General features: G+C 28.5%; 25 protein-coding genes. 23 read left to right on the plus strand and 2 right to left on the minus strand.

Going from position 1 to position 22,419, the window contains the following annotated elements; genetic code table 11:
- The first annotated feature begins 403 nt into the window (after positions 1-403).
- Positions 404-1,339: an ROK family protein gene (locus KGF45_RS07745; protein ID WP_227828208.1), complete on the plus strand. Its 936-nt coding sequence runs from the start codon at positions 404-406 to the stop codon at positions 1,337-1,339.
- Positions 1,340-1,371: 32 nt separating this feature from the next.
- A complete protein-coding gene (locus KGF45_RS07750) occupies positions 1,372-2,745 on the plus strand; it encodes an MFS transporter (RefSeq protein ID WP_227828209.1) in 1,374 nt (457 codons plus the stop codon).
- 175 nt (positions 2,746-2,920) lie between these two features.
- Here the strand turns inward: KGF45_RS07750 and KGF45_RS07755 are convergent, their stop codons facing one another.
- Positions 2,921-3,688: a PucR family transcriptional regulator gene (locus KGF45_RS07755; RefSeq protein WP_227842142.1), complete on the minus strand. Its 768-nt coding sequence runs from the start codon at positions 3,686-3,688 to the stop codon at positions 2,921-2,923.
- A gap of 29 nt (positions 3,689-3,717) precedes the next feature.
- Positions 3,718-4,827, minus strand: coding sequence for an ABC transporter ATP-binding protein (locus KGF45_RS07760; protein WP_227828211.1), 1,110 nt, complete (start codon positions 4,825-4,827; stop codon positions 3,718-3,720).
- Positions 4,828-5,165: 338 nt separating this feature from the next.
- On the opposite strand from KGF45_RS07760, the gene prmA reads away from it, so the two are divergent.
- From prmA to glyS, 21 genes are all read left to right on the plus strand, one after another.
- Positions 5,166-6,113, plus strand: a complete 948-nt coding sequence (gene prmA, locus KGF45_RS07765; RefSeq protein WP_227842144.1) for a 50S ribosomal protein L11 methyltransferase — start codon at positions 5,166-5,168, stop codon at positions 6,111-6,113.
- 18 nt (positions 6,114-6,131) lie between these two features.
- Positions 6,132-6,887: a 16S rRNA (uracil(1498)-N(3))-methyltransferase gene (locus KGF45_RS07770; RefSeq protein ID WP_227842146.1), complete on the plus strand. Its 756-nt coding sequence runs from the start codon at positions 6,132-6,134 to the stop codon at positions 6,885-6,887.
- A 4-nt stretch (positions 6,888-6,891) separates the two neighbouring features.
- Complete coding sequence (mtaB, locus tag KGF45_RS07775; protein ID WP_227828214.1) at positions 6,892-8,190, plus strand: tRNA (N(6)-L-threonylcarbamoyladenosine(37)-C(2))-methylthiotransferase MtaB; 1,299 nt, start codon at positions 6,892-6,894, stop codon at positions 8,188-8,190.
- A 43-nt stretch (positions 8,191-8,233) separates the two neighbouring features.
- Entirely contained in the window at positions 8,234-8,584 is a 351-nt protein-coding gene (locus KGF45_RS07780) for a histidine triad nucleotide-binding protein (RefSeq protein WP_227432586.1), read from the plus strand.
- A gap of 162 nt (positions 8,585-8,746) precedes the next feature.
- Positions 8,747-8,926, plus strand: coding sequence for a 30S ribosomal protein S21 (gene rpsU, locus KGF45_RS07785; protein WP_003416618.1), 180 nt, complete (start codon positions 8,747-8,749; stop codon positions 8,924-8,926).
- Between the two features lie 29 nt (positions 8,927-8,955).
- On the plus strand, positions 8,956-9,399 hold the full coding sequence (locus KGF45_RS07790; RefSeq protein ID WP_227828215.1) for a GatB/YqeY domain-containing protein: 444 nt from the start codon (positions 8,956-8,958) through the stop codon (positions 9,397-9,399).
- A gap of 110 nt (positions 9,400-9,509) precedes the next feature.
- The gene (locus KGF45_RS07795; protein WP_227828216.1) at positions 9,510-10,007 is read left to right on the plus strand and encodes a TspO/MBR family protein; all 498 of its coding nucleotides are present in this window, start codon (positions 9,510-9,512) and stop codon (positions 10,005-10,007) included.
- Between the two features lie 192 nt (positions 10,008-10,199).
- On the plus strand, positions 10,200-10,763 hold the full coding sequence (hpf, locus tag KGF45_RS07800; RefSeq protein ID WP_227828217.1) for a ribosome hibernation-promoting factor, HPF/YfiA family: 564 nt from the start codon (positions 10,200-10,202) through the stop codon (positions 10,761-10,763).
- A 215-nt stretch (positions 10,764-10,978) separates the two neighbouring features.
- Complete coding sequence (locus KGF45_RS07805; RefSeq protein ID WP_227432590.1) at positions 10,979-11,215, plus strand: YabP/YqfC family sporulation protein; 237 nt, start codon at positions 10,979-10,981, stop codon at positions 11,213-11,215.
- A gap of 12 nt (positions 11,216-11,227) precedes the next feature.
- Complete coding sequence (gene yqfD, locus KGF45_RS07810) at positions 11,228-12,571, plus strand: sporulation protein YqfD (RefSeq protein WP_227828218.1); 1,344 nt, start codon at positions 11,228-11,230, stop codon at positions 12,569-12,571.
- A 37-nt stretch (positions 12,572-12,608) separates the two neighbouring features.
- Positions 12,609-13,625 (plus strand): PhoH family protein, encoded by a 1,017-nt coding sequence (locus KGF45_RS07815; protein WP_227482837.1) that lies wholly within the window; start codon positions 12,609-12,611, stop codon positions 13,623-13,625.
- Between the two features lie 56 nt (positions 13,626-13,681).
- Positions 13,682-14,143 carry an rRNA maturation RNase YbeY gene (gene ybeY / locus KGF45_RS07820; RefSeq protein WP_227828219.1) on the plus strand — a complete coding sequence of 154 codons (462 nt, stop codon included), beginning with the start codon at positions 13,682-13,684 and terminating at the stop codon, positions 14,141-14,143.
- A 5-nt stretch (positions 14,144-14,148) separates the two neighbouring features.
- Complete coding sequence (locus KGF45_RS07825; RefSeq protein WP_227828220.1) at positions 14,149-14,868, plus strand: diacylglycerol kinase; 720 nt, start codon at positions 14,149-14,151, stop codon at positions 14,866-14,868.
- A 118-nt stretch (positions 14,869-14,986) separates the two neighbouring features.
- Positions 14,987-15,388 carry a cytidine deaminase gene (locus KGF45_RS07830; RefSeq protein WP_227432595.1) on the plus strand — a complete coding sequence of 134 codons (402 nt, stop codon included), beginning with the start codon at positions 14,987-14,989 and terminating at the stop codon, positions 15,386-15,388.
- A gap of 64 nt (positions 15,389-15,452) precedes the next feature.
- Positions 15,453-16,346, plus strand: coding sequence for a GTPase Era (gene era / locus KGF45_RS07835; RefSeq protein ID WP_227828221.1), 894 nt, complete (start codon positions 15,453-15,455; stop codon positions 16,344-16,346).
- Positions 16,347-16,357: 11 nt separating this feature from the next.
- Positions 16,358-17,737: a magnesium transporter gene (mgtE, locus tag KGF45_RS07840; RefSeq protein WP_227842148.1), complete on the plus strand. Its 1,380-nt coding sequence runs from the start codon at positions 16,358-16,360 to the stop codon at positions 17,735-17,737.
- Between the two features lie 72 nt (positions 17,738-17,809).
- Positions 17,810-17,965, plus strand: coding sequence for a YqzL family protein (locus tag KGF45_RS07845; protein WP_227828222.1), 156 nt, complete (start codon positions 17,810-17,812; stop codon positions 17,963-17,965).
- A complete protein-coding gene (recO, locus tag KGF45_RS07850) occupies positions 17,931-18,704 on the plus strand; it encodes a DNA repair protein RecO (RefSeq protein WP_227840734.1) in 774 nt (257 codons plus the stop codon). Before KGF45_RS07845 ends, recO begins: the two co-directional genes overlap by 35 nt.
- Positions 18,697-19,296 carry a DUF4342 domain-containing protein gene (locus tag KGF45_RS07855; RefSeq protein WP_227842150.1) on the plus strand — a complete coding sequence of 200 codons (600 nt, stop codon included), beginning with the start codon at positions 18,697-18,699 and terminating at the stop codon, positions 19,294-19,296. Before recO ends, KGF45_RS07855 begins: the two co-directional genes overlap by 8 nt.
- A gap of 159 nt (positions 19,297-19,455) precedes the next feature.
- Complete coding sequence (glyQ, locus tag KGF45_RS07860; RefSeq protein WP_227432601.1) at positions 19,456-20,334, plus strand: glycine--tRNA ligase subunit alpha; 879 nt, start codon at positions 19,456-19,458, stop codon at positions 20,332-20,334.
- A complete protein-coding gene (glyS, locus tag KGF45_RS07865; protein ID WP_227828224.1) occupies positions 20,334-22,400 on the plus strand; it encodes a glycine--tRNA ligase subunit beta in 2,067 nt (688 codons plus the stop codon). Before glyQ ends, glyS begins: the two co-directional genes overlap by 1 nt.
- Positions 22,401-22,419 lie beyond the last annotated feature (19 nt).

Here is a 22,419-nt window from a genome sequence, read left to right on the forward strand (position 1 = left end):
TATGTATATGTAAAGAAATATATATTATGTGTATAAGATTTTTAGTATAGATTGGTGAATAATAAAAGCAACTTATTATGTTATGGAAAACTAATTTATGTTTGTAAAAAATATATTTAAGATTTGGTTGATATATAGTTGCAAAAATATTGTTTAGTACAAAAAAATAAGTCAAGATAAGAGTTTAAAATAATTGATTTAAATATAGTTTGTTTTGACATCTAATAAATTGAAATAATTTATAAAAATAGACACCTTCTCATAGTGAAAATATACTATGGGAAGGTGCTTTTGTTTTGTATTAAAGATATTATTAAAAATTTGCATGGTTTTACATTTTAATATAATATAAACATGATAAAATATATATATTAATAAAATTTAAAAGAGAAAGGTGAAAAAGATGTATTATATAGGTGTAGACATTGGAGGAACAGGCATACAAGCAGGTGTGGTTGATAATCAAGGAAAGATACTTTTTAGAACAGAATGTAAAACTGTGGTTAAAAAGGGCTTTGAAGGAATACTAGATGATATAAAAATAATGATTGATAAACTGTTAGAAGAAAACAATCTAAATATGAAAGAGATAAAGTCTATTGGATTTGGAGTACCTGGGTTTATAAATAAAAAAGGTTTAGTAACTTGTGTAAACTTAAAATGGGATGGAGAAAGTTTTGAGAATGAACTAAAAAGAAGGTTTCCAAATGTTGAAATTCATGGAGAAAATGATGCAACAGTAGCAGCACTTGGAGAATCAAAGTTTGGAAGTATGAAAGGTGCAGATGTTGGAGTTTTATATACTTTAGGAACTGGAGTAGGTGGAGGAATAGTAATTAATCAAAAAGTTTTTTCTGGAGCACATGGATTAGGCTCAGAAATAGGTCATCAAGTAATAGGAGAAAACTATTTTGATTGCAATTGTGGAAATAATGGTTGTGTGGAAACTTTTTGTTCAGCAACTGCCATTATAAAATATTCTCAAAAACTTATACAAGAAGGTAGAAAAAGCAGGATTTTAGATTTAGCAGAAGGAGATTTAGAAAAAATAAATGCAAAGATGGTGTTTGATGCATATAGAGAAAACGACATAGTTGCAATTGAAGTAATAACTAGATTTAAATCTTATTTAGCAAAAACATTTGCAAATACAATAAATACATTAGACCCAGAAATTATATCAATTGGAGGAGGCGTTTCTAAAGCAAGTGATATAATACTTGATGGGATAGAAGATTTGGTAAGAAAATACATATTGTACAAAAAAGAAGATATAGCAAAAATTGTATGTGCAACTTTAGGTTCAGACGCAGGGATTATAGGAGCTGCTTTTTTATAAGGGAAATGAATTGCTTATTGGAGGCGTGATATATGGGTAAAACAAACACTAGAAGAACACTTTTTTTGATAGCAATAGGTTCAGGAACTATGCTGAATCCTCTTAATTCTTCTATGATTTCACTTGCTTTACATAGTATACAAAATGATTTTCATATTAGTTTTACAACTGTATCTTGGATTGTTTCAGCATTTTATTTAGCTAGTGCTATTGCACAACCAGTTTCAGGTAAGATAGGAGACTTAATAGGTAGAAAAATCTTATTTTTGAGTGGTTTGATACTGGTAATTTTATCAGCATCTATAGTACCATTTGTTCAATCATTCTTTATATTGATTTTTATAAGAGTAATTCAGGCAATTGGAACAAGTACTCTATATCCATCTGGGGTTGCTCTTATACAAAATAATATAAAGGAAAGACAATCTTCTGCCTTAGCAGTCCTAACCATTTTTGCTTCAACTACAGCAGGATTAGGTCCAACACTTGGGGGATTATTGTTGGATTTAGGAGGATGGCATGCTATATTTCTCATAAATATACCTATTGTTGTGGTTTCTATATGTTTAGGATATTTTTTATTTCCAAAAGAAGCAAAAGAGAAAAAAGGTGTAAAGGAGACTTTAAAAAATGTTTTATCAAGATTAGATATTATTGGTATACTTCTATTTTCAATTGCTATGATTTTTTTATTACTATTCTTGCTATCTATGAAAGAGTCTTTTAATTTAGAACAACTTGTATTAGGTGTAATATTGATATGTCTTTTTATTTGGCATGAGCTGAGAACAAAATTACCATTTATAGATATTAAACTATTTGTAAATAACCCTAAATTGTCAAAGGTTTACTTACAGTTTATTATATTAAATTTCTTTAATTATATTTTGTTTTTTGGTCTTCCTAGTTATTTTCAAGATGCATTACATTATAGTGCAAAAGCAACTGGTCTATTTATGTTGTTCATGTCTGGTATAGGTATATTTATATCTCCATTGACTGGAAGATGGATAGACAAATCTGGAACTAGATTGCCTCTTATGATGTCATCAATTTTTATGCTGATTAGTGCAGTACTTCTTTCAGTAATTTTTGTTTATATACCAGTAATAGGTAAGGGAATTATTTTATCATTAGCAGGTGTTAGTTATGGAATTGGTAATGTAGCATTACAATCTTCAATGTTTAAAGAAAGTCCTCCTGAGAGCATAGGTACAGCCTCTGGTCTGTTTCAAACTAGCCGTTATTTAGGTTCTATTTTTGCTACTGTACTACTTGGAATGGTATTTGAAGCAACCATAACATCAGGACAATTTAAAATATTAGGATATGTTATGGTGATTTTAGGTACAATAAGTTTTTTATTGAATTTTGTTTTAAAGAAAGAATTAGGAAAAGTAAGATAGTGGATTTATTTAATAGGTCTAGTATTTAATAAATTTAAAAATACTATTTGCAAAATATGACTGATTGGATATTCATAAACTTGAAGTACAGAATACTTTATAGGTATACAATATTTTGAATTAAAATTAAGCAGAAATTTGAACTAATATACAAAATTTCTGCTTAATTTAGTAGTTAAATTTTTTTATATAGAAAATAAGATTTTACACTTAGATAAAAAATCATTGCATTCTCAAAGTTTTTTAAATCAAGGTTGAGTATTTCATTAATTTTTTCTAGCCTATACACCAGTGTATTTCTATGTAAAAACATATCACTAGATGTTTTAGAGATGTTTAAGTCATTATTTATAAATTTTATTCCTGTAGATAGAAGCTCTTCATCAATAGATTTTATCTTATTGAAGTCTATCAGTCTATTAAGTACATCGTCCTTGTTAATTAAGTCTAAAGTTTTATATCTAATAAGGTCAAATAAATTTAAAAATTTATCTTTAGCATTATCTTTTACAATATGAGATAGTAAATCAGAGCATAACTGTAATCTAAAATTAAAATCAGATTTGTTATCTAACTCACCAAGATAAAAAATATAAGTACTTTGATAAGTTTCAGTTTCAATTATATTTTGTGTAGTTACATTAATATCTAAGTTATATTTAGAGTTTACTACAAAAAAACTACTATGTTGCATTATATTTATATCATCATATAAGTTATAAAAAATACCTTTTAAATATTCAAAATCTATATGTGGCTGATAAATTAAATAAAAGTGACCATTTAGATTATCTAAGTTATTTTCATCTAAAAAATCAATAACATAAACAGTATCATTAAAAGTAACTAAATGACTATTGGCATCTAAACTTTGATTTTTATAAGGGTAAATATTTATTTTTTTATTGAGTTGTTTTTCAAAAAAACTTTTCAAGTCTTCCATAAAGTCTCCTTAGAAATAAGATTATACTCTTATCTTATAGCTAAGTCAGTTTCTTTGTCAAATAAGTGTATTCTATTATTATCAACTGAAAGTGTTAAGTTATCACCAACATCAACTCTATTTTTGCTGTCAAATCGAATTGTTATTGTATTTACATCTAATTTTAAATGAGCATAAGTCTCTGCTCCCATAAGTTCTTTTATTTCAACTGTTGACTTAAAGCAAGTATCTTGATTAGCTTTAATAAAAGTATCTTCTATATGTATATCCTCTGGTCTAATACCCATAATAACTTCTTTTCCAATATAGTTGTCTTTTATTAAATCATAGTGTTTTTCTCTATTTAATTTTATCTTAATGTATTCGTTTTTAGCATATATTTCTTCATTCTCTTCTATCAATGTCACATCAATAAAATTCATCTGTGGAGCTCCAATAAATCCTGCAACAAACACATTAGCTGGATAGTCGTATACATCTTGTGGAGTTGCAATCTGTTGTACCACTCCATCTTTCATTACCACTATTCTATCGGCCATAGTCATAGCTTCAACTTGGTCATGTGTTACATAGATGAATGTAGTTCCAAGTTGTTGATGTAACTTAGTTATTTCTGTTCTCATGGCAGTTCTCAGTTTTGCATCCAAGTTAGATAGAGGTTCATCCATTAAGAATACCTTAGGGTTTCTAACTATTGCACGTCCTAGAGCAACCCTTTGTCTCTGACCTCCAGATAATGTTTTAGGTTTTTTATCTAAAAGAGGAACTAAATCCAATATTTTAGCAGCTTCTTTAACTTTTTTATCTATTTCATCTTTTGGCATTTTTCTAAGTTTAAGTGCAAATGCCATATTTTCATAAACAGATAAGTGAGGGTATAAAGCATAATTTTGAAAAACCATTGCTATATCTCTATCCTTTGGTTCTATATCATTGACAAGTTTATCTCCAATATATAATTCTCCAGAAGATATTTCTTCAAGACCAGCAATCATTCTAAGCGTTGTCGATTTACCACAACCAGATGGGCCTACTAAAACAATAAATTCCTTGTCTTTAATATCTATATTTATATTTTTTACTGCATTAAATCCATTAGAATAAAGTTTTGATATATCTTTTAATATTACTTCTGACATTATAGTTCTCCTTAATAATTTAAATTTTAATTATATAATATCAGATGATTTTATTGTAGGAAACATATAAAATAACTAAAAATTTTTGTTTAAAATGTACATTTTGGTGATTTGTATGTAATAAATATAATGCTCACTGTTTAAAATGCATTTAGGAAAAAGTATAATCAAATAAAGTGCTAAAAATAAGCTAGACAATTTATTATAAATTAAGTAAATTTACTATAATATAGATATAAACTAATAAAAAATTTATAAAACAAAAAAGTATGATATTTATGATATAATAAAAGTTATGGAAAAATAGGAAAATTAATATAGAAAAGAGAGGTAAACTTATGAATAATTGGATAGAAGTAACTATAAAAACAACAACAGAAGCAGTTGAAGCAATAACAAATATACTATATGAACAAGGAGCTGGAGGAGCTGTAATAGAAGACCCAAAAGATTTCTTATTTCAAAAGAAAAATGAATTAGATTGGGATTATGTAGAAGAAGAAGTATTTAAAAAGAACGAAGAAGAAGATGTATTAATAAAGACTTATGTTTCAGAAGAAAAAAATGTGATGGAATTTGTCGAAATTATAAAACAAAAAGTTTTAGGCTTAAGAGATTTTGGTATAGATATAGGTGAAGGAAGTGTGTCACTAGACCAAGTAAATGAAGCTGATTGGGCAAATGCATGGAAAGCATACTATAAACCAACAAAAGTAGGACAAAGGGTGGTAGTAAAGCCTACATGGGAAGATTATGATATGCAAGAAGGGGATTTGATAATAGAACTTGACCCTGGTATGGCTTTTGGTACAGGAACACATGAGACTACTAGTATGTGTATTAGAGAATTAGAGAAATATGTAAATAAAGATTCTAAAGTATTTGATATTGGCTGTGGTAGCGGAATTCTTGCAATAGCAGCAGCTAAATTAGGGGCAAAAGAAGTTGTAGCTGTAGATTTAGACGAAGTTGCAGTAAAAGTTGCAAAAGAAAATGTGCTTGAAAATAAAGTTGAAGAGAATGTATCTGTAATGCATGGTAATTTAACAGATGTAATAAAGGATAAAGCTGATGTTATAGTTGCAAATATAATAGCTGATATAATAAAAATACTTGCAAAAGATGTACAAAATTTTATGAAAGAAGATGCTATATTTATATCTTCAGGTATAATTTTGGACAAAGTAGAGGAAGTTAAAGAAAGTTTAATCGAAAATGGATTTGAAATAGTTAAGGTTCAAAAACTAGGCGAATGGTCGGCAATAGTTTCTAAACTTAAAAAGTAAAAGGCAGGGTGGAGTGTAATGGATAGATTTTTTGTTGAAAAAAATAATATAAATTTACAAGACAAAGCCTGCATTATAGAAGGTGAAGATGTAAAACATATTTCAAAAGTTTTAAGGTGTAAACTAGGAGAAAAACTTGAGATATGTGATAAAGATAATAATGAGTACATTTGTGAGATAACAAATATAGAAAAAAATATGGTTAATTTAAAAATTTTAGAAGAAGTTGATATAAATAGAGAATCTAAACTTAGGGTAAAGTTATATCAAGGTCTTCCAAAAGCTCCAAAGATGGAAATGATACTTCAAAAATTAACTGAAGTTGGTGTAGATGAAATAATATTAGTTCAAACTAAGAGAAGTGTTGCTAAAGTTGATGATAAAAAAGAAGATAAAAAATTTGAACGTTGGGAAAGAATAATTTATGAAGCCGCAAAGCAAAGTAAAAGAGGTAAAATCCCAAATTTAAGAGGTGTTTTAAGTTTCAAAGAAGCTTTAGAAGATATGAAAAAAAATGATGTAAATATCTGCCCTTATGAAAATGAAAGAACTGTCTCAATAAAACAGGCACTTAAAAATTGTGATTCTAATATAGATAGGGTTGGAATTTTTGTAGGTCCAGAGGGTGGTTTTGCTGAGGAAGAAATAGAACAAGTTCAAAAAAATAATTGCAGCATTGTATCATTAGGACCTAGAATATTGAGAACTGAGACAGCTTCTGTTGTAGCATCAACAATAGCTTTGTATGAGCTAAGTGATTTAGGAGGAGAATAATAAATTGAAAAAAGTAGCTTTTTATACACTTGGGTGTAAAGTCAATCAATACGAAACTGAAGCTATGCTAGAACTATTTGAAAAAGATGGATATGAACAAGTTAATAGTGAAGAATATGCAGACGTTTATGTTATAAATACATGTACAGTAACTCATATGAGTGATAGAAAATCTCGTCAATATATAAGACGAGTTAAAAAGAAAAATCCAGATGCAATAATAGCTGTTGTGGGATGCTATTCGCAAGTATCGCCAGAAGAAATTTTGGATATAGAAGAAGTAAACCTAGTCATGGGTACAAATGATAGAAGAAAGATTGTTGAAGAGATTAGAAAGATAGATGCAAGTAAAAAAGTTAGCACAGTTGATGATATAATGAAGGTAAAGGCATTTGAAGAAATAGAAATTAGTCAGACTAATGGAAAGACTAGAGCATTTATGAAAATTCAAGATGGATGTGACAGATTTTGTACCTATTGCATCATTCCTTATGCCCGAGGACGTGTTAGAAGTAGGGATATTGATAGTATAGTTGATGAAGTGAAAAAATTGGCTAAAAATGGCTATAAAGAGATTGTATTAACAGGAATACATGTAGCATCTTATGGAAAAGATTTAAAAGATAAGAATATTAAACTTCTTGATGTAATAAAACAAATAAATGAGATAGATGCAATAGAGAGAATTAGACTTAGCTCTGTTGAACCAATTTTGTTTACTGATGAATTTGTGAATGAAGTTTTAAAGATGGAGAAGGTTTGTCCTCATTATCATCTATCACTTCAAAGTGGATGTGATGAAACTCTAAAAAGAATGAATAGAAGATATACAACTTTAGAGTATAAGACTATTGTGGATAGATTAAGAGATAAAATGCCAAATGTAGCAATAACTACAGATGTAATAGTAGGTTTTCCAGGAGAAACAAATGAGGAATTTAAACAAACATACGAGTTTTTAAAAGATATAGAGCTTTCACAAATGCACATTTTTAAATATTCGCCAAGAAAAGGAACTCCAGCTGCAACTATGGAAAATCAAATTGACCCTCAAATAAAACACTTTAGAAGTGAACAACTTTTAAATTTAAGCAAAGAAAACTTTAATAAGTTTGCAACTAAATTTATTGGCAGTGAATTAGATGTTTTATTTGAACAAAATATAGAGGGGAATAAGTTTGAGGGACTAACTTCAAATTATATAAGAGTTGTTGTTGAAAGTGACAAAAACATACAAGGTCAGATATTAAAAGTAAAAATAAATGATGTAAAAAATGAATATGTAGAAGGAATTTTGCTATAACATGTAGAAATTATAATATTTATAAGATAGGAGGTGGAAGGAAATGGATTGTATATTTTGTAAAATAGCGAACGGAGAAATACCTTCAACTAAAGTTTATGAAGATGAAAGAGTATTGGCATTTAATGATTTGAACCCAGTTGCTCCATATCATATATTAGTTGTACCTAAAAAACATTATGATAGTGTAATTGATATTCCTGATATAGAAATGGATATTGTGTCACATATTCATGTTGTTATTAATAAAATAGCTAAAGAGAAAGGTTTTGACCAAACTGGATTCAGAATCATAAATAATTGTGGAAGCGATGGAGGGCAAGAAGTTAAGCATTTGCACTATCATATTTTAGCAGGTAAAAAGCTTCCTAATTACGAAGCAGAACAAAACTAAACTAAATTATTGAAAAATTGAGTTCCTTCTTGATAAAAATACTTGATAAAAGTAAAAATTTAGTTTATAATAAACAAAGTGTTAGGTTGTAATGCATATTATGCAAAAAGAACATAGTTACAGTCCCAGCATAATTGCGCTATTGGAGGGAGGGAAAAAGAAATGTCAGAAGTAAGAGTTAGAGAAAATGAAACATTAGACAGCGCTTTAAGAAGATTTAAGCGTCAATGTGCAATGTCTGGCATCATGTCAGAAGTAAGAAAAAGAGAGCACTATGATAAGCCAAGCGTTAAGCGTAAGAAAAAAGCTGAAGCAGCAAGAAGAAAAAACGCTAAAAAATAGTAGTAAATAAGAATAAAGAGGTGAAGGGGATGTCCCTTAAGCAAAAGTTACAAGAGGATTTGAAATCTTCGATGAAAAACAAAGATACAGTGAGAAAATCTGTAGTAACTTTAATAAGAGCTTCCATAAAGCAGTATGAAGTTGATAATAGAACTGAACTTAATGAAGATGGAATTATCGATGTAATAGCAAAACAATTAAAGCAACGTAGAGATGCATTAGTTGAATTTGAAAAAGCTGGAAGAGAAGACTTAATAAAAGAAACAGAAGCTGAAATTGAAGTTTTAAAAGAGTACCTACCTCAACAATTAAGCGAAGAAGAGTTAGAAGAAATTGTAAAATGTACTATATCTGAAGTAGGAGCAACATCTATGAAAGATATGGGAAAAATAATGTCAGTTATTCAACCAAAAGTTAAGGGTAGAGCTGATGGAAAACTTATAAATAAGTTGGTAAAACAAAACTTACAATAGATTGATATAGCCTAGAGAGAAATCTCTAGGCTTTTTATAATTTTTGAGAATAACAAGTCATATCTAAGCATATCTATAATCAAAGAAAATTTTGAAAGAAGGGGAAAAATTTGATTATATCGGTAAAGGAAATTAGAAATTTTTTGATAAACATATCAATACCATTAATAATAGGTTATTTAAGTAGTATTTTGACCATGTTGATTAGTGGAACAGATATTTCAACGTACTATTTACAACTTACAAAACCAAGTTTTGCACCACCAGCTTTTATCTTCCCTATAATTTGGACTATATTGTACATATTGATGGGTATATCTTCATACCTAATATTAAAAAAAGGTTACAACTTGCCTAAAGTAAGAGATGCAGTATTTTATTATGGATTACAACTTGCATTAAATTTTGTCTGGAGTATATTATTTTTTGGATTTGGACTTAGATTTACAGCTTTAATAGACATCATAATAATGATTATGGTTTCTATAGTAGTTATTTTGAAATTTTCTAAAATAGATAAGAGAGCTGGATATATAAATTTGGTTTATCTAATGTGGTTGGTTTATGCTGGATTTTTGAATTATTTTATATGGTTTATTAATAAATAGAATGTAAAGGTTTTGTAAATTACCCCGTACTTTTAATAATATCATATCAAATAAAAAATAAATAGACTATTAAAAATAATCATTTTCATATACAATTATATTAATTTAAATATAATAAATGTATCAAAAATATATTTAAAGATGAACATATTAAAGTATTAGAATTGGAAAGGCTCGAAGGGAGAGGTTTTTATGCAAATAATAGTATCTGGGAGACAAATGAAATTAACTGACGGAATAAAAGGATACGTAGATGGAAAATTAAGTAGGTTAGAAAAATACCTTGATCCTGAATCAGAAGTGAAAGTAACAGTAAGTGCGAAAAAGGATAGACAGAAAGTGGAGGTTACAATAATTCCTATTAGTGGTCAAATAATAAGGGCAGAAGACGTAGAAGAAGATTTATATGCAGCAATTGACATTGTTTGTGACAAATTAAGTAGACAAGTTGTAAAGTATAAGACTAAGGTTAAAGACAAAGTTCAAAATAATAAGAGCATAAGATTTGAAAATATTGACTTTATAGATAATAGTGGCGAATTTAATGATTATGATTATGATGATGAGGAAGATGAAAATATAGTTATAGAAAGAAGAAAGAAATTTAATGTAAAACCTATGAGTTCAGAAGAGGCAATTCTTCAGATGGAGTTGGTAGGACACAATTTCTATATGTTTAGAAATCAAGATAATTTTGAAATAAATATAGTATATAAGCGTAAAGCAGGTGGATATGGTTTAATAGAGCAAGACTAATAAAAAAATTGTATACTTTTTAGATTTTATATAAAAAAAAGTAAAAAGGTAATCATGTTGATTTTTATCAATATGATTACCTTTTTCTTGTTTAAATAATATATTAAATATTAGGTATTTACTGTCTAAAAAATTTTAAAACTACTCCATGATAGTATCAATAAAGTGCATAAATACCTATTTTAAGCATAAAATTAATTAAGGGGGTAATGCTCATGTTAGAAATATCCACTGATTTACAAGTAAATCAACCAGTTGTTACTGTTACAAGTAATACTTTTATGAGTATAGAAAATTATCTATCAATACTAGAATATGAAGTTGATTTAATAAAAATAAAGACTAAGGTAAAAACAATTAAAATATCTGGGGATAAACTTTCACTTAAGTATATTACTGACAGTGAGATAGGTATAAAGGGAATTATATACAATGTGGAGTATGTTGATTAGGAGGAGATACACTTGATAAGTTTTATAAGGGGATACTATGTTATAGTTGTGGAAGGAGTAGGGCTTGAACAATTTTTAAATCATCTTATAAGAAACGGGATAAATGTTTACAATGTAACTAGAATAAAAAATACTAAAATCGAGTTTAATATAAATAGACAAGATATAAAAGAATTTAAGAATATTTATAGAGGGAGTAAGTTTGATATTAAGGTAAAACAAAAAACAGGAGTTCCTTTTATTATTAAAAGAATTTATAAGCACAAAGGTATGTGGATTTGTGCTATTGTTTCTTTACTTTTATTGATGTCAACATCACAATTTGTAACGGATGTGTATATACAATCTCCAGAAGGTATAAAAAAAGAAGCTCTTAGAAGTGAACTTTATAAAGTTGGAGTGAGACCAGGAGTATACAAAAAGAGTGTTGATAGAAAAGAAGTTAGAGACCATATGATGTCAAAATTTAATGATGTTGCATATTTATCTATTAATGTAAAGGGAACCAATATATTTGTTACTGTTACAAAAAAGGCTGAATCCTTAAAATCTACAGACCAATCAAATTATTGTAATGTAATTGCTTTAAAAAATGGTATAATAGAAAAGGTAATCCCTAGAAGTGGTAAATCTGTTGTTAAATCTGGAGATATAGTCCAAAAGGGAGATGTCTTACTAAATGGTGCTAATACAAAATCAATACCAGAAGTATGGGCAAGTACTTTCTATGAATCTACTAAAAAGGCAAGCTATGTAGATACTGTAAATAAAAAAACTGGAGAAAAGAAAAAAGTACACACAATAAGTTTTTATGATAAAGAATTTACAATTAGAAAAAATATAAAATATAAGAATTATGTTGTTGAAAATAAAGAAAAAAGACTTTCAATGGGAGACTATACTTTCCCTATAAAAATAAAGACGAGTACTTTTTATGAAACCAAAAAAGTTGAAGTGAAAAAGAATAAAGAAGAGTTGAAAAAAGAACTATCTGAAAAAGCTTTAAAAGAATTAGAATACATAATACCAGCTTCGGCTAGAATAATAGATGTAAAACATAGCTATAAGGTTAATAAAAATATGTTAGAATATTTAATAACAGTTCAAACTAGTGAAAATATCGCTAAAATTTATCCTCTTAGTAAATCAGAGGCAGAAAGATTTATAAAGGAAGATAGTAAACCGAAAGAAGGAGAAGAGGAAGTTCCTTCTAATCCACAAAAAAGACCCATAAATGATATAAGAAATGAGTTTAATGAGGATAATAAAGATAATAACGACCAAAATAATTCTGATGGAAATAATAGCAATCAAAATAGTAACAATAGTCAAAATAATAATAGTAACAACAATTAATAAAATTTAACCTAAAACTTGAGGAGGATTAATTCAATTGATAATACAAAAAAAATTTACAATAGCAGATGGCAATTTTGAAAGAGAGTTATTTGGCAACTTTGATGAAAATGTAAAATTAATAGAGAAAACTTTAAATATAGATGTAATACTTAGAGAGGGTAATATAATTTTAATAGGAGAGGAAAAAAATGTAGATTCTGCATTAAAACTTATGAATGAATTGCATCAAACTGTATCAAATGGTAAGCATTTAGATAAACAAAGCATTTCTTATTCATTATCTCTTTTACTTGAAGGCAGTGAGCAAAAGATAAAAGAACTTGAAGGTACAATTGTTATAACTCAAAGAGGTAAAGCTGTTCAACCTAAAACTTTAGGGCAAAAAGAGTATATAAAGCTTATAGAAAATAATGATATAACTTTTGGTGTTGGACCGGCTGGAACAGGAAAGACTTATCTTGCTGTGGCTATGGCAGTGAAAGCTTTTAAAAGAGATGAAGTTAGTAGAATTATACTTACAAGACCAGCAGTGGAAGCTGGAGAAAGTTTAGGATTTTTACCAGGAGATTTAAAAGATAAAGTCGACCCATATTTAAGACCATTATATGATGCATTATTTGAAATGTTGGGTGCTGATAAGTTTAATAAATATTTAGAAAGAGGTACTATAGAAGTTGCACCACTTGCATTTATGAGAGGTAGAACTCTTGATAATTCTTTTATAATATTAGATGAAGCTCAAAATACAACTTCTGAGCAAATGAAAATGTTTTTAACTAGATTAGGATTTGGTTCTAAGGCTGTAGTTACAGGTGATATAACACAAACAGATTTGCCACAAAATAAAAAAAGTGGTCTTATACAAGCTACAGAGATTCTTAAGGGCGTTCAAGGGATAGGCTCTATAATGTTAACAGACAGAGACGTTGTAAGACATGAGTTAGTACAAAGAATAATAAGGGCTTACGAGAAGCATGATAAAAAAGAAGAATTTAAAAAAGAAGAGCGCAAAAAAATGAAAATACAGGAAAAGACTTTCAAAAGAAAGTAAAAGTGTAGTAATATAGATGTATAGCATTATTAATGAATAAAAAGTAGGTGTAATTAATGGATTTGATATTAGATGATAGACAAGATAAATTAGAAGTAAATGAAGAACTAATAGAAAAAATAAAAGATATAATTTTAGAGTGTTTGGATTATGAAGGATATGATGATAATTATGAAGTGAGTCTTTCTTTTGTAGATAATAAAGAGATTCATGAATTAAATAGAGAATATAGAGGGGTTGATAGACCAACTGATGTTTTATCATTTCCTCTTTTAAGTGATGATTTTGAAGATATTGAATTGGAAGAAGAATCTTTAGGAGATATAGTAGTATCTCTTGAGAGAGCTTTAGAGCAAAGCATAGAATATAATCATAGTTTTGAAAGAGAAGTATGTTTTTTAATATGTCATAGTATGTTTCATCTTTTAGGGTATGACCATGATACAGATGAAAATACAAAGGAAATGAGAGAAAAAGAAGAATACATATTAAATAAGTTAAACATAACAAGGGAGTAATTCTTATGAAAACAGGAAAAACTCGTCAAGGTATAATTAAAGCTTTTAACGCAGCTATAGAAGGAATATTATATACATTTAAATTTGAAAGGAATATGAAAATACATTACTTAGGTTCAGTTGCTGTGCTTATAATAAGTTTATTTTTTAACTTTTCAAAATTGGAAATGATAATGTTACTTATGTCTATCTGTTTAGTTGTAGTTGCTGAGATGTTTAATACAGCTATAGAAAAAGCAGTAGACTTGGTAACTGATGAATATCATGTACTTGCAAAAATAGCAAAAGATGTTGCAGCAGGTGGTGTACTAGTAGCAGCATTAAACTCAGTGGTGGTTGGATATATTTTATTTTATGATAAATTGACAGATATATCTGGGATTCTAATTTATAAGATAAGAGAATCAGAACTGCATATAACCTTGATATGTATATTATTGGTTCTTATAGCTGTAGTAGTAGTAAAAGCATTGACTTCAACAGGGACACCTTTAAAAGGAGGTATGCCAAGTGGTCATGCTGCTTTAGCATTTGCTATAGCAACTGCAATTACGCTTATGACAGAAAGAGTAGTTGCATCTACTCTTGCATATATAATGGCTGTATTGGTTGCTCAAAGTAGGATTGAGGGAAAAATACATACATTCTGGGAAACTATAGCAGGAGCTTTGTTAGGCGTGTTAATAGCAATATTAGTATTTCAGCTTGGAATGTTTTATAATTAAAATGAATGTACATAAAATATTTAAAATGAAACAAATCTGTGATAATTAAATTTTTATGATATAATGTAGAGTATTAAATAAAAAGAAATTCTAATAAGTGTATACAGGAGGAGATGTTGTGGACAACATAGAATTGTTAAAGTTGGCAGAAGATGCTAGACAACATTCTTATGCTCCTTACTCAAGTTTTAGAGTGGGTGCAGCTCTTTTAACTAAGAGTGGAAAAGTTTATACTGGATGTAATATAGAATGTGCATCATTAGGTGGAACAAATTGCGCAGAAAGAACAGCTATTTTTAAGGCTATATCAGAAGGTGACAAAGATATATATAAAATAGCTATAGCAAGTGATAACTCAGAAAATAATGAGCAAACATATCCTTGTGGAATATGTAGACAAGTAATTATAGAGTTTGGTTCTGATATAAAAATAATAACAGGATATACTAAAGGAGAGGTGTTTGAGCATGATATAAAAGATTTGCTACCAAACTATTTCTCTGGAAATGATTTAAAATAAATTAAAAAATTAAAATGAATTTAAAGTAGTTAAATACAAGAAGGTAAAAGTTAGGAGACAGTTAATGTTCAAATCAGGATTTGTCAGTATAGTAGGTAGACCAAATGTAGGGAAATCTACTTTAATGAATAATGTAGTAGGGGAAAAGATAGCTATAATGAGTGATAAACCTCAGACTACAAGAAATACAATACAAGCAGTCTATACAGATGAAGAAACTCAAATAGTATTTTTAGATACACCAGGTATTCACAAACCTAAAAATAAATTAGGTGAATTTATGGTAAAGGCAGCAACAGAAGCTTTTAAAAATGTAGACTTAATATTATTTGTAGTTGATGACTCTAAAAAAATAGGTCCTGGAGACAGAAAAATAATAGAGGATTTAAAATCTGTTAAGACACCAATAATTCTAGTTGTAAATAAAATAGACCAACTAGGCCAAAAAGATGAATTGTTTGATATAATAAAAATGTATGATAGAGAAGGTATTTTCAAAGAGATAGTACCAATATCAGCATTAAAAGGGCAAAATACAGATACTTTAATAAAAGTTATACAAAATTACTTAGAAGAAGGACCAAAGTATTTTCCAGATTATATGATTACAGACCAACCAGAGAGAGTATTAATAGCAGAACTTATAAGAGAAAAAGTTCTTCATTATCTTAATGATGAAATACCTCATGGTGTAGCTGTTGAAATTGAAAAAATGAAAGCAAGAAATGATAAAGAAATAGTAGATGTATCTGCTGTAATATATTGTGAAAGAGATTCACATAAGGGAATAATAATAGGAAAGAATGGTAGGAAGCTAAAAGGAATAGGTAAATCAGCAAGACAAGATATAGAATTACTTTTAGGTTCACAAATAAATCTCCAATTATGGGTTAAGGTTAAAGAAAATTGGAGAAATTTACAAAATTATATAAATAATTTTGGATATAATGATAAATAAAGGTGGGTTATATGGATAGGAAACTGGATGCTTCCCAAGATTTATTATATGAAGTAAAATCATTAATTGATAATAATAAAGTATTGGAGTTAAGAGAATTAATAGAGGAATATCATATAATTGATATATTCGATATAATGGAAAATTTAGAGGAAGACATGAAAATTCAACTGTTTGAAGTACTTCCTCTGGATATGGCATCTTCTATATTAGAAGAAGGTAGTGTAGAGTTTTTTATTAGTATTTTATCTAAGTTAGATGTAGAACACGCAAAAAACATACTTGAACTTATGTCTCTTGGAGATATGGCAGACAAACTTAGTGAGCTTGAAGAAGAAGAAAGAGAACATATAATAAATCTTTTAAATCAAGAAAACGCTGACTATGTAAAAGAATTATTATTCTATGATGAAGACTCTGCAGGTGGAACGATGACCACTGGATATATTTCTATAAATAAAGATATGACAGCTCTTGAGGCAATAGAACATATGAGAGAAGAAGCTGATGAAGCTGAGACTATTTATTATATATATGTAGTTGATGATGAAGAAAAGCTAGTTGGAGTATTATCGTTAAGAGAGTTAATAATAGCGAGAGATGCAAATATAGTAGAAGACTTAATGAGTGAAAATATAATCTCTGTTTATGTAGATGAAGATAGAGAAGAAGCAGTTAGGTTAGTATCGAAATACAATTTAATAGCAATTCCAGTAGTAGATAGACAAGAAAAGCTAAAAGGGATAATAACAGTAGATGATATAATAGATGTTATGGAAGAAGAAGCAACTGAAGATATGTATAAATTTGCAGGAAGTTCAGAGCATGAAAGAGAAGTGGCTGAAAAGGACAATCCTACATTAAAAGAGCAGACAATATCAGCTCTTAGAGGTAGACTGCCATGGTTAATTATTACATTAATTGGAGGTCTATTAGCTTCTTTAATACTTTCTAATTTAGATTATATAATGAATCCTATATATGCTCCGTTGGTATTTTTTATACCTGTAGTAATAGGTATGGGTGGTAATATTGGAACACAATCATCATCTGTTACAGTAATAACATTGTCTAACAAAGATTTGAATTTTAGCAATGTAGTAAGAGAAGGTATTGTAGGAATTATTACAGGCCTTTTGTGTAGTATAATAACAGGTATTGTAATTTACTTTGTCATGAAAAAATTAGATATTGTATTAATTGTTTCAATATCATTATTTATAAATATGGTTTTGGGTGCAACGATAGGTGCATTTATGCCTGTTTTATTAAAAAAGATGGATGCAGATCCATCTACAGTTTCATCACCAATTATATCTACAGCGCTTGATATAACTGGTATAGCAGTTTATTTTATAATAACGACAGCATTATTGTCAAAAATTGTTTAATAACTTTATGTATGATTTATCCTCTTCTTACTAAAAATATAAGTATAAATGTAAGAAGGGGGTTTTTTAAAAATGAACAATATCAGTTGGGAAGTTTTTAAAAAAACAGGTAGTGTAGATGCATATCTATATTTCTGTGATTGCAAAAACCTAAGTGAAGAAGTCGAAGAAGTAAGGGAGAAAAAAGAAGACGATGATAATCCTGAACACCCAGGGGATAGTACTTAAAGCTATAAGGTACAAGGAAAGTGATATAATACTTACTCTGTTTACGAGAAAGCTTGGAAAAGTATCTGCAATAGCAAAAGGAGCCAAAAAAAATAAGAGCTCTTTACTTTCATCATCACAGTTATTTTCTTATAGCAATTTTACTTTAAAAAAACAAGGAAATATGTACAAGGTTACCCAAAGTGAAATCATAAAAAGTTTTTATAATATATCCTACGATATAGAGGCATTTTCTTATGCTACATATATTACAAAATTAGTTGAAAATTCTATACTTGAAAATCAAACTAATAATAGGTTATTTATATTACTTGCACAGACGCTGTATTTATATACACAAGAGAATACAGATAATAGATTTGTAACAGCTGCATTTGAGTTAAAGTTCTTGGACTATATAGGATTTAAACCGATAGTAAATAAATGTATTAATTGCGGAAGTAAAATTTTGCAAAATTCTATGTTTAATATTTATGAAGGTGGTATACTATGTAGTAAGTGTAATACACTTTTTGATAATAATATAAAATTGGATTTAACAACTGTTAGTCTAATGGAATATGTATTAAGGAATGATATTTTAACATGTAGCAAAGCTAAAGTATCAAAATATATAACACATGAACTCGAAAATATACTAGAAAAATATTTGAAGGTTTATGTTGATAATATTAATCTAAAATCATTACACGTATTGCAAAGTGTAAAAAATAATAAGGGAGTGGATAATAATGAGTAGTAATATAACTATTGAAATGGTTGATTCAGTCTTTGAAAGAGTTCCAGGAGCAACTTATGCAGAAGCAAAAGAAGCATTAGTGGAATGTAATGGAGATGTAATTGAGGCAGTAATATATTTAGAAAATAAAAAGAATACTTGTAATTGTAAAGCTAAATCTGCTAAAGAAACTATGGAAGAAGTATTTGGTAAAGATGGAGAAAATATAAAATATCAATTAAAAGAACTTCTTAAAAAAAGTAGTGTTGTAAGAGTAATAGTTGAAAAAGATGGAAAAACTATGATGAATATTCCTTTAACAGTAGGAGTTGTTGGATTAGCTTTTGTACCATTAGCTACTCTAGTTGGTTTATCAGCAGCTGTTATAAGTAAATATCGTATAAAAGTTCAAAATGAAGAAGATGGTGAAGTTGTAGACTTAGGTGAATTAAATGAAGAAAAACTTCATGCTTTGAAGAATATGATAACTAATGCAGCTAAAGATGTAAAAGATGTAGTAGTTGATAAAAAAGAAGATGATAAAGACGTAACTGCTGATCTTATGAAAGAAGAATCTGAAAAGAATAATGAAAACGAAGACGAAAATAAATAGATATAAAGTGACTTTTAAAAAATGAAAAGAAGATAATTATAAGAATTATCACTAACATTGACAAATTTTATAGAATTTGATATTCTAAAAGTTGTAGAAGAACTATTAAAATAGCCTTTCGTGTAGACGAGAGGCTTTATTGTTATAGGAGGGATTTTTATGAATTTTCAAGAAATGATACTGGCATTGCAAAAATACTGGTCAAAGCAAGGTTGTATCATGATGCAACCTTACGATGTTGAAAAAGGTGCTGGAACTATGAATCCTAATACTTTTTTAAGATCATTAGGACCTGAGCCTTGGCAAGTATGCTATGTAGAGCCTTCAAGAAGACCAGCAGATGGAAGATATGGTGAAAACCCAAACAGATTATATCAACATCATCAATTCCAAGTTATACTAAAGCCATCTCCAGATAATATACAAGAATTGTATTTAGAGAGCTTAAAAGAAATTGGAATTGACCCAAGTGAACATGATATAAGATTTGTTGAAGACAACTGGGAAGCTGCTACAGTTGGTGCTTGGGGACTTGGATGGGAAGTTTGGTTAGATGGTATGGAAATAACTCAATTTACATACTTCCAACAAGTAGGTAATATTGAATGTGAGCTTGAGACAGGAGAAATTACATATGGATTAGAAAGATTAGCTATGTACATTCAAGAAGTTGATAGTGTTTATGATTTAAAATGGAATGATAAAATAACTTATGGCGAAGTGTTTAATAAAGCTGAGTATGAAAACTCAGTGTATGCGTTTGAATTATGTGATGCAGATATGTTGTTTAATCTGTTTGATATATATGAAAAAGAAGCATTAAGACTTATGGAAAGCGGTCTTGTAATACCTTCATATGATTATGTATTAAAATGTTCTCATGCATTTAATACATTGGATGCAAGAGGAGCAATAGGTGTTAGTCAAAGAGCTTCATTTATAGGTAGAGTTAGAAATATGGCAAAAACTGTTGCAGAAACTTTTGTAAAACAAAGAGAAGAAATGGGATTCCCTCTTTTAAAGGACGGTGACAAATAATGAAAAATTATCTTTTATTTGAAATCGGTGTTGAAGAAATGCCATCAAGATTTATGGGTAGTACACTAGAACAATTAAAAAACAATCTTAATAAATTATTTGAGGAAAATAGAATATCTTTTAATAAAATAGATGCCTATGGAACACCAAGAAGATTGACTTTAGTAGTTGAAGGCTTAAGTGATAAGCAAAGTGATTTAGAAGAAGAAATAAAAGGTCCTGCCAAGAAGATTGCTGTTGATGCAGAAAATAATTTCACAAAACCAGCTTTAGGATTTATAAAAAGTAAAGGATTAAGAGAATCTGACATATATTTTAAACAAGTTGGAAAAGATGAATATATTTTTGCTACTATAAAGCAAGCAGGGAAAGACACTTCAGAAGTGTTAAAAGAGATATTACCAGAAACTATAAAATCTGTAGTATTCCCAAAAGCTATGCGTTGGGGAGGAAAAAACCTAAAATTTGCAAGACCTATAAGATGGATAGTTACATTGTTAAATGATAAGGTATTAGAATTTGATTTAGAAGGAATAATATCTTCTAATGTAACAAAAGGACATAGATTCTTAGGGGAAAGTACAATAGAAGTTAATTCTATAGAAGAATATTTTGAAAAATTAGAGAAAAATTATATAGTTTTAGACCAAAATAAGAGAAAAGAAATTATAAGAAAACAATGTATAGAAGTAGCCAACTCTTTAGGTGGCGAAGTTGAGTTTGATGAAGATTTACTTGAAGAGGTAACTTACTTAGTTGAATATCCAACTGCTTTTTATGGCGAATTTAATACAGACTATATAAAACTACCAAAAGAAGTTATTATAACTCCTATGAAACAACATCAAAGATATTTCCCAGTACTTAAAGAAGGAAAACTGTTACCTAACTTTATAGCTGTTAGAAATGGAGACTCTTACAGAATAGATAATGTTAAAGCTGGAAATGAAAAAGTTTTAGAAGCAAGACTTGCTGATGCTTTATTTTTCTATAGAGAAGATACTAAGAGAAACTTGGAAAGCTACATAGAAAAATTAAAAACTGTTGTTTTCCAAGTAAAATTGGGTACTATTTATGACAAAACTTTAAGACTTGAGAAACTAAGTGCTGATATACTTGATAGTTTAGGATTAGCAGATGAAAAGGCAGACACTATAAGAGCTGCTAAATTATCTAAAGCAGATTTAGTTACTGGAATGGTAGGAGAGTTTGACGAATTACAAGGTTTTATGGGAAAAGAATACGCGAAGGTTGGAGGAGAAAATGATGTTGTAAGTGAGGCTATTTTTGAACATTATTTACCAAGATTTGCAGGAGATATTCTTCCTAAAACTAATGCAGGAGTAGCTTTATCAATAGCTGATAAATTAGATTCAATAGCAGGATTTTTTGCCATAGGAATACAACCAACAGGTTCTCAAGACCCATATGCTTTAAGAAGACAAGCTTTAGGTATACTTAGTATACTTATGGATAGAAAAGTAGCTGTAGACTTAAAAGTACTTATTGAACATGCTTTAGATAATTATTCTGAGTTAGATTTTAATAAAGAGGAAGTTGTTGAGCAAATAATGAACTTCTTTAATGAAAGAGTAAAAAATCTATTTAAAGATTTAGGGATAAGATATGATGTTGTTGATGCTGTTTTAAGCTCTGATATAAATGATATTTCTGATATGCATATGAGAGCTTTAGAGCTTAATAATTGGCTAGAAAAAGATGAATTAGTGGAAATGCTTACTGCATTTAATAGGGTTTCTACTTTGGCTCAAAAAGCAGAATGTGATAGAATTGATGAAAATCTATTAAAAGAAGATGCTGAAATTAAGCTCTATAATGAATTTAAGCAAGTAAAAGTAAGAGTAAAAGAATTATTAAAAGACAAGAAATACGGTACTGCTTTAGATGAGTTTGCATCTTTAAGACCTGTAGTTGATAACCTATTTGATTCAGTTATGGTTATGGATAATGATGAATCTATTAAAAATAACAGACTTGGTTTACTTAAACAAATATATGATACTATGCTAGAAATTTGCGATTTATCTAAAATAGTTTATAAATAAAATACAATTGATTATAAAA

Origin of the sequence: Clostridioides sp. ZZV14-6154 (genome assembly GCF_020657785.1) — a bacterium.
Classification (GTDB): Bacteria; Bacillota; Clostridia; order Peptostreptococcales; family Peptostreptococcaceae; genus Clostridioides.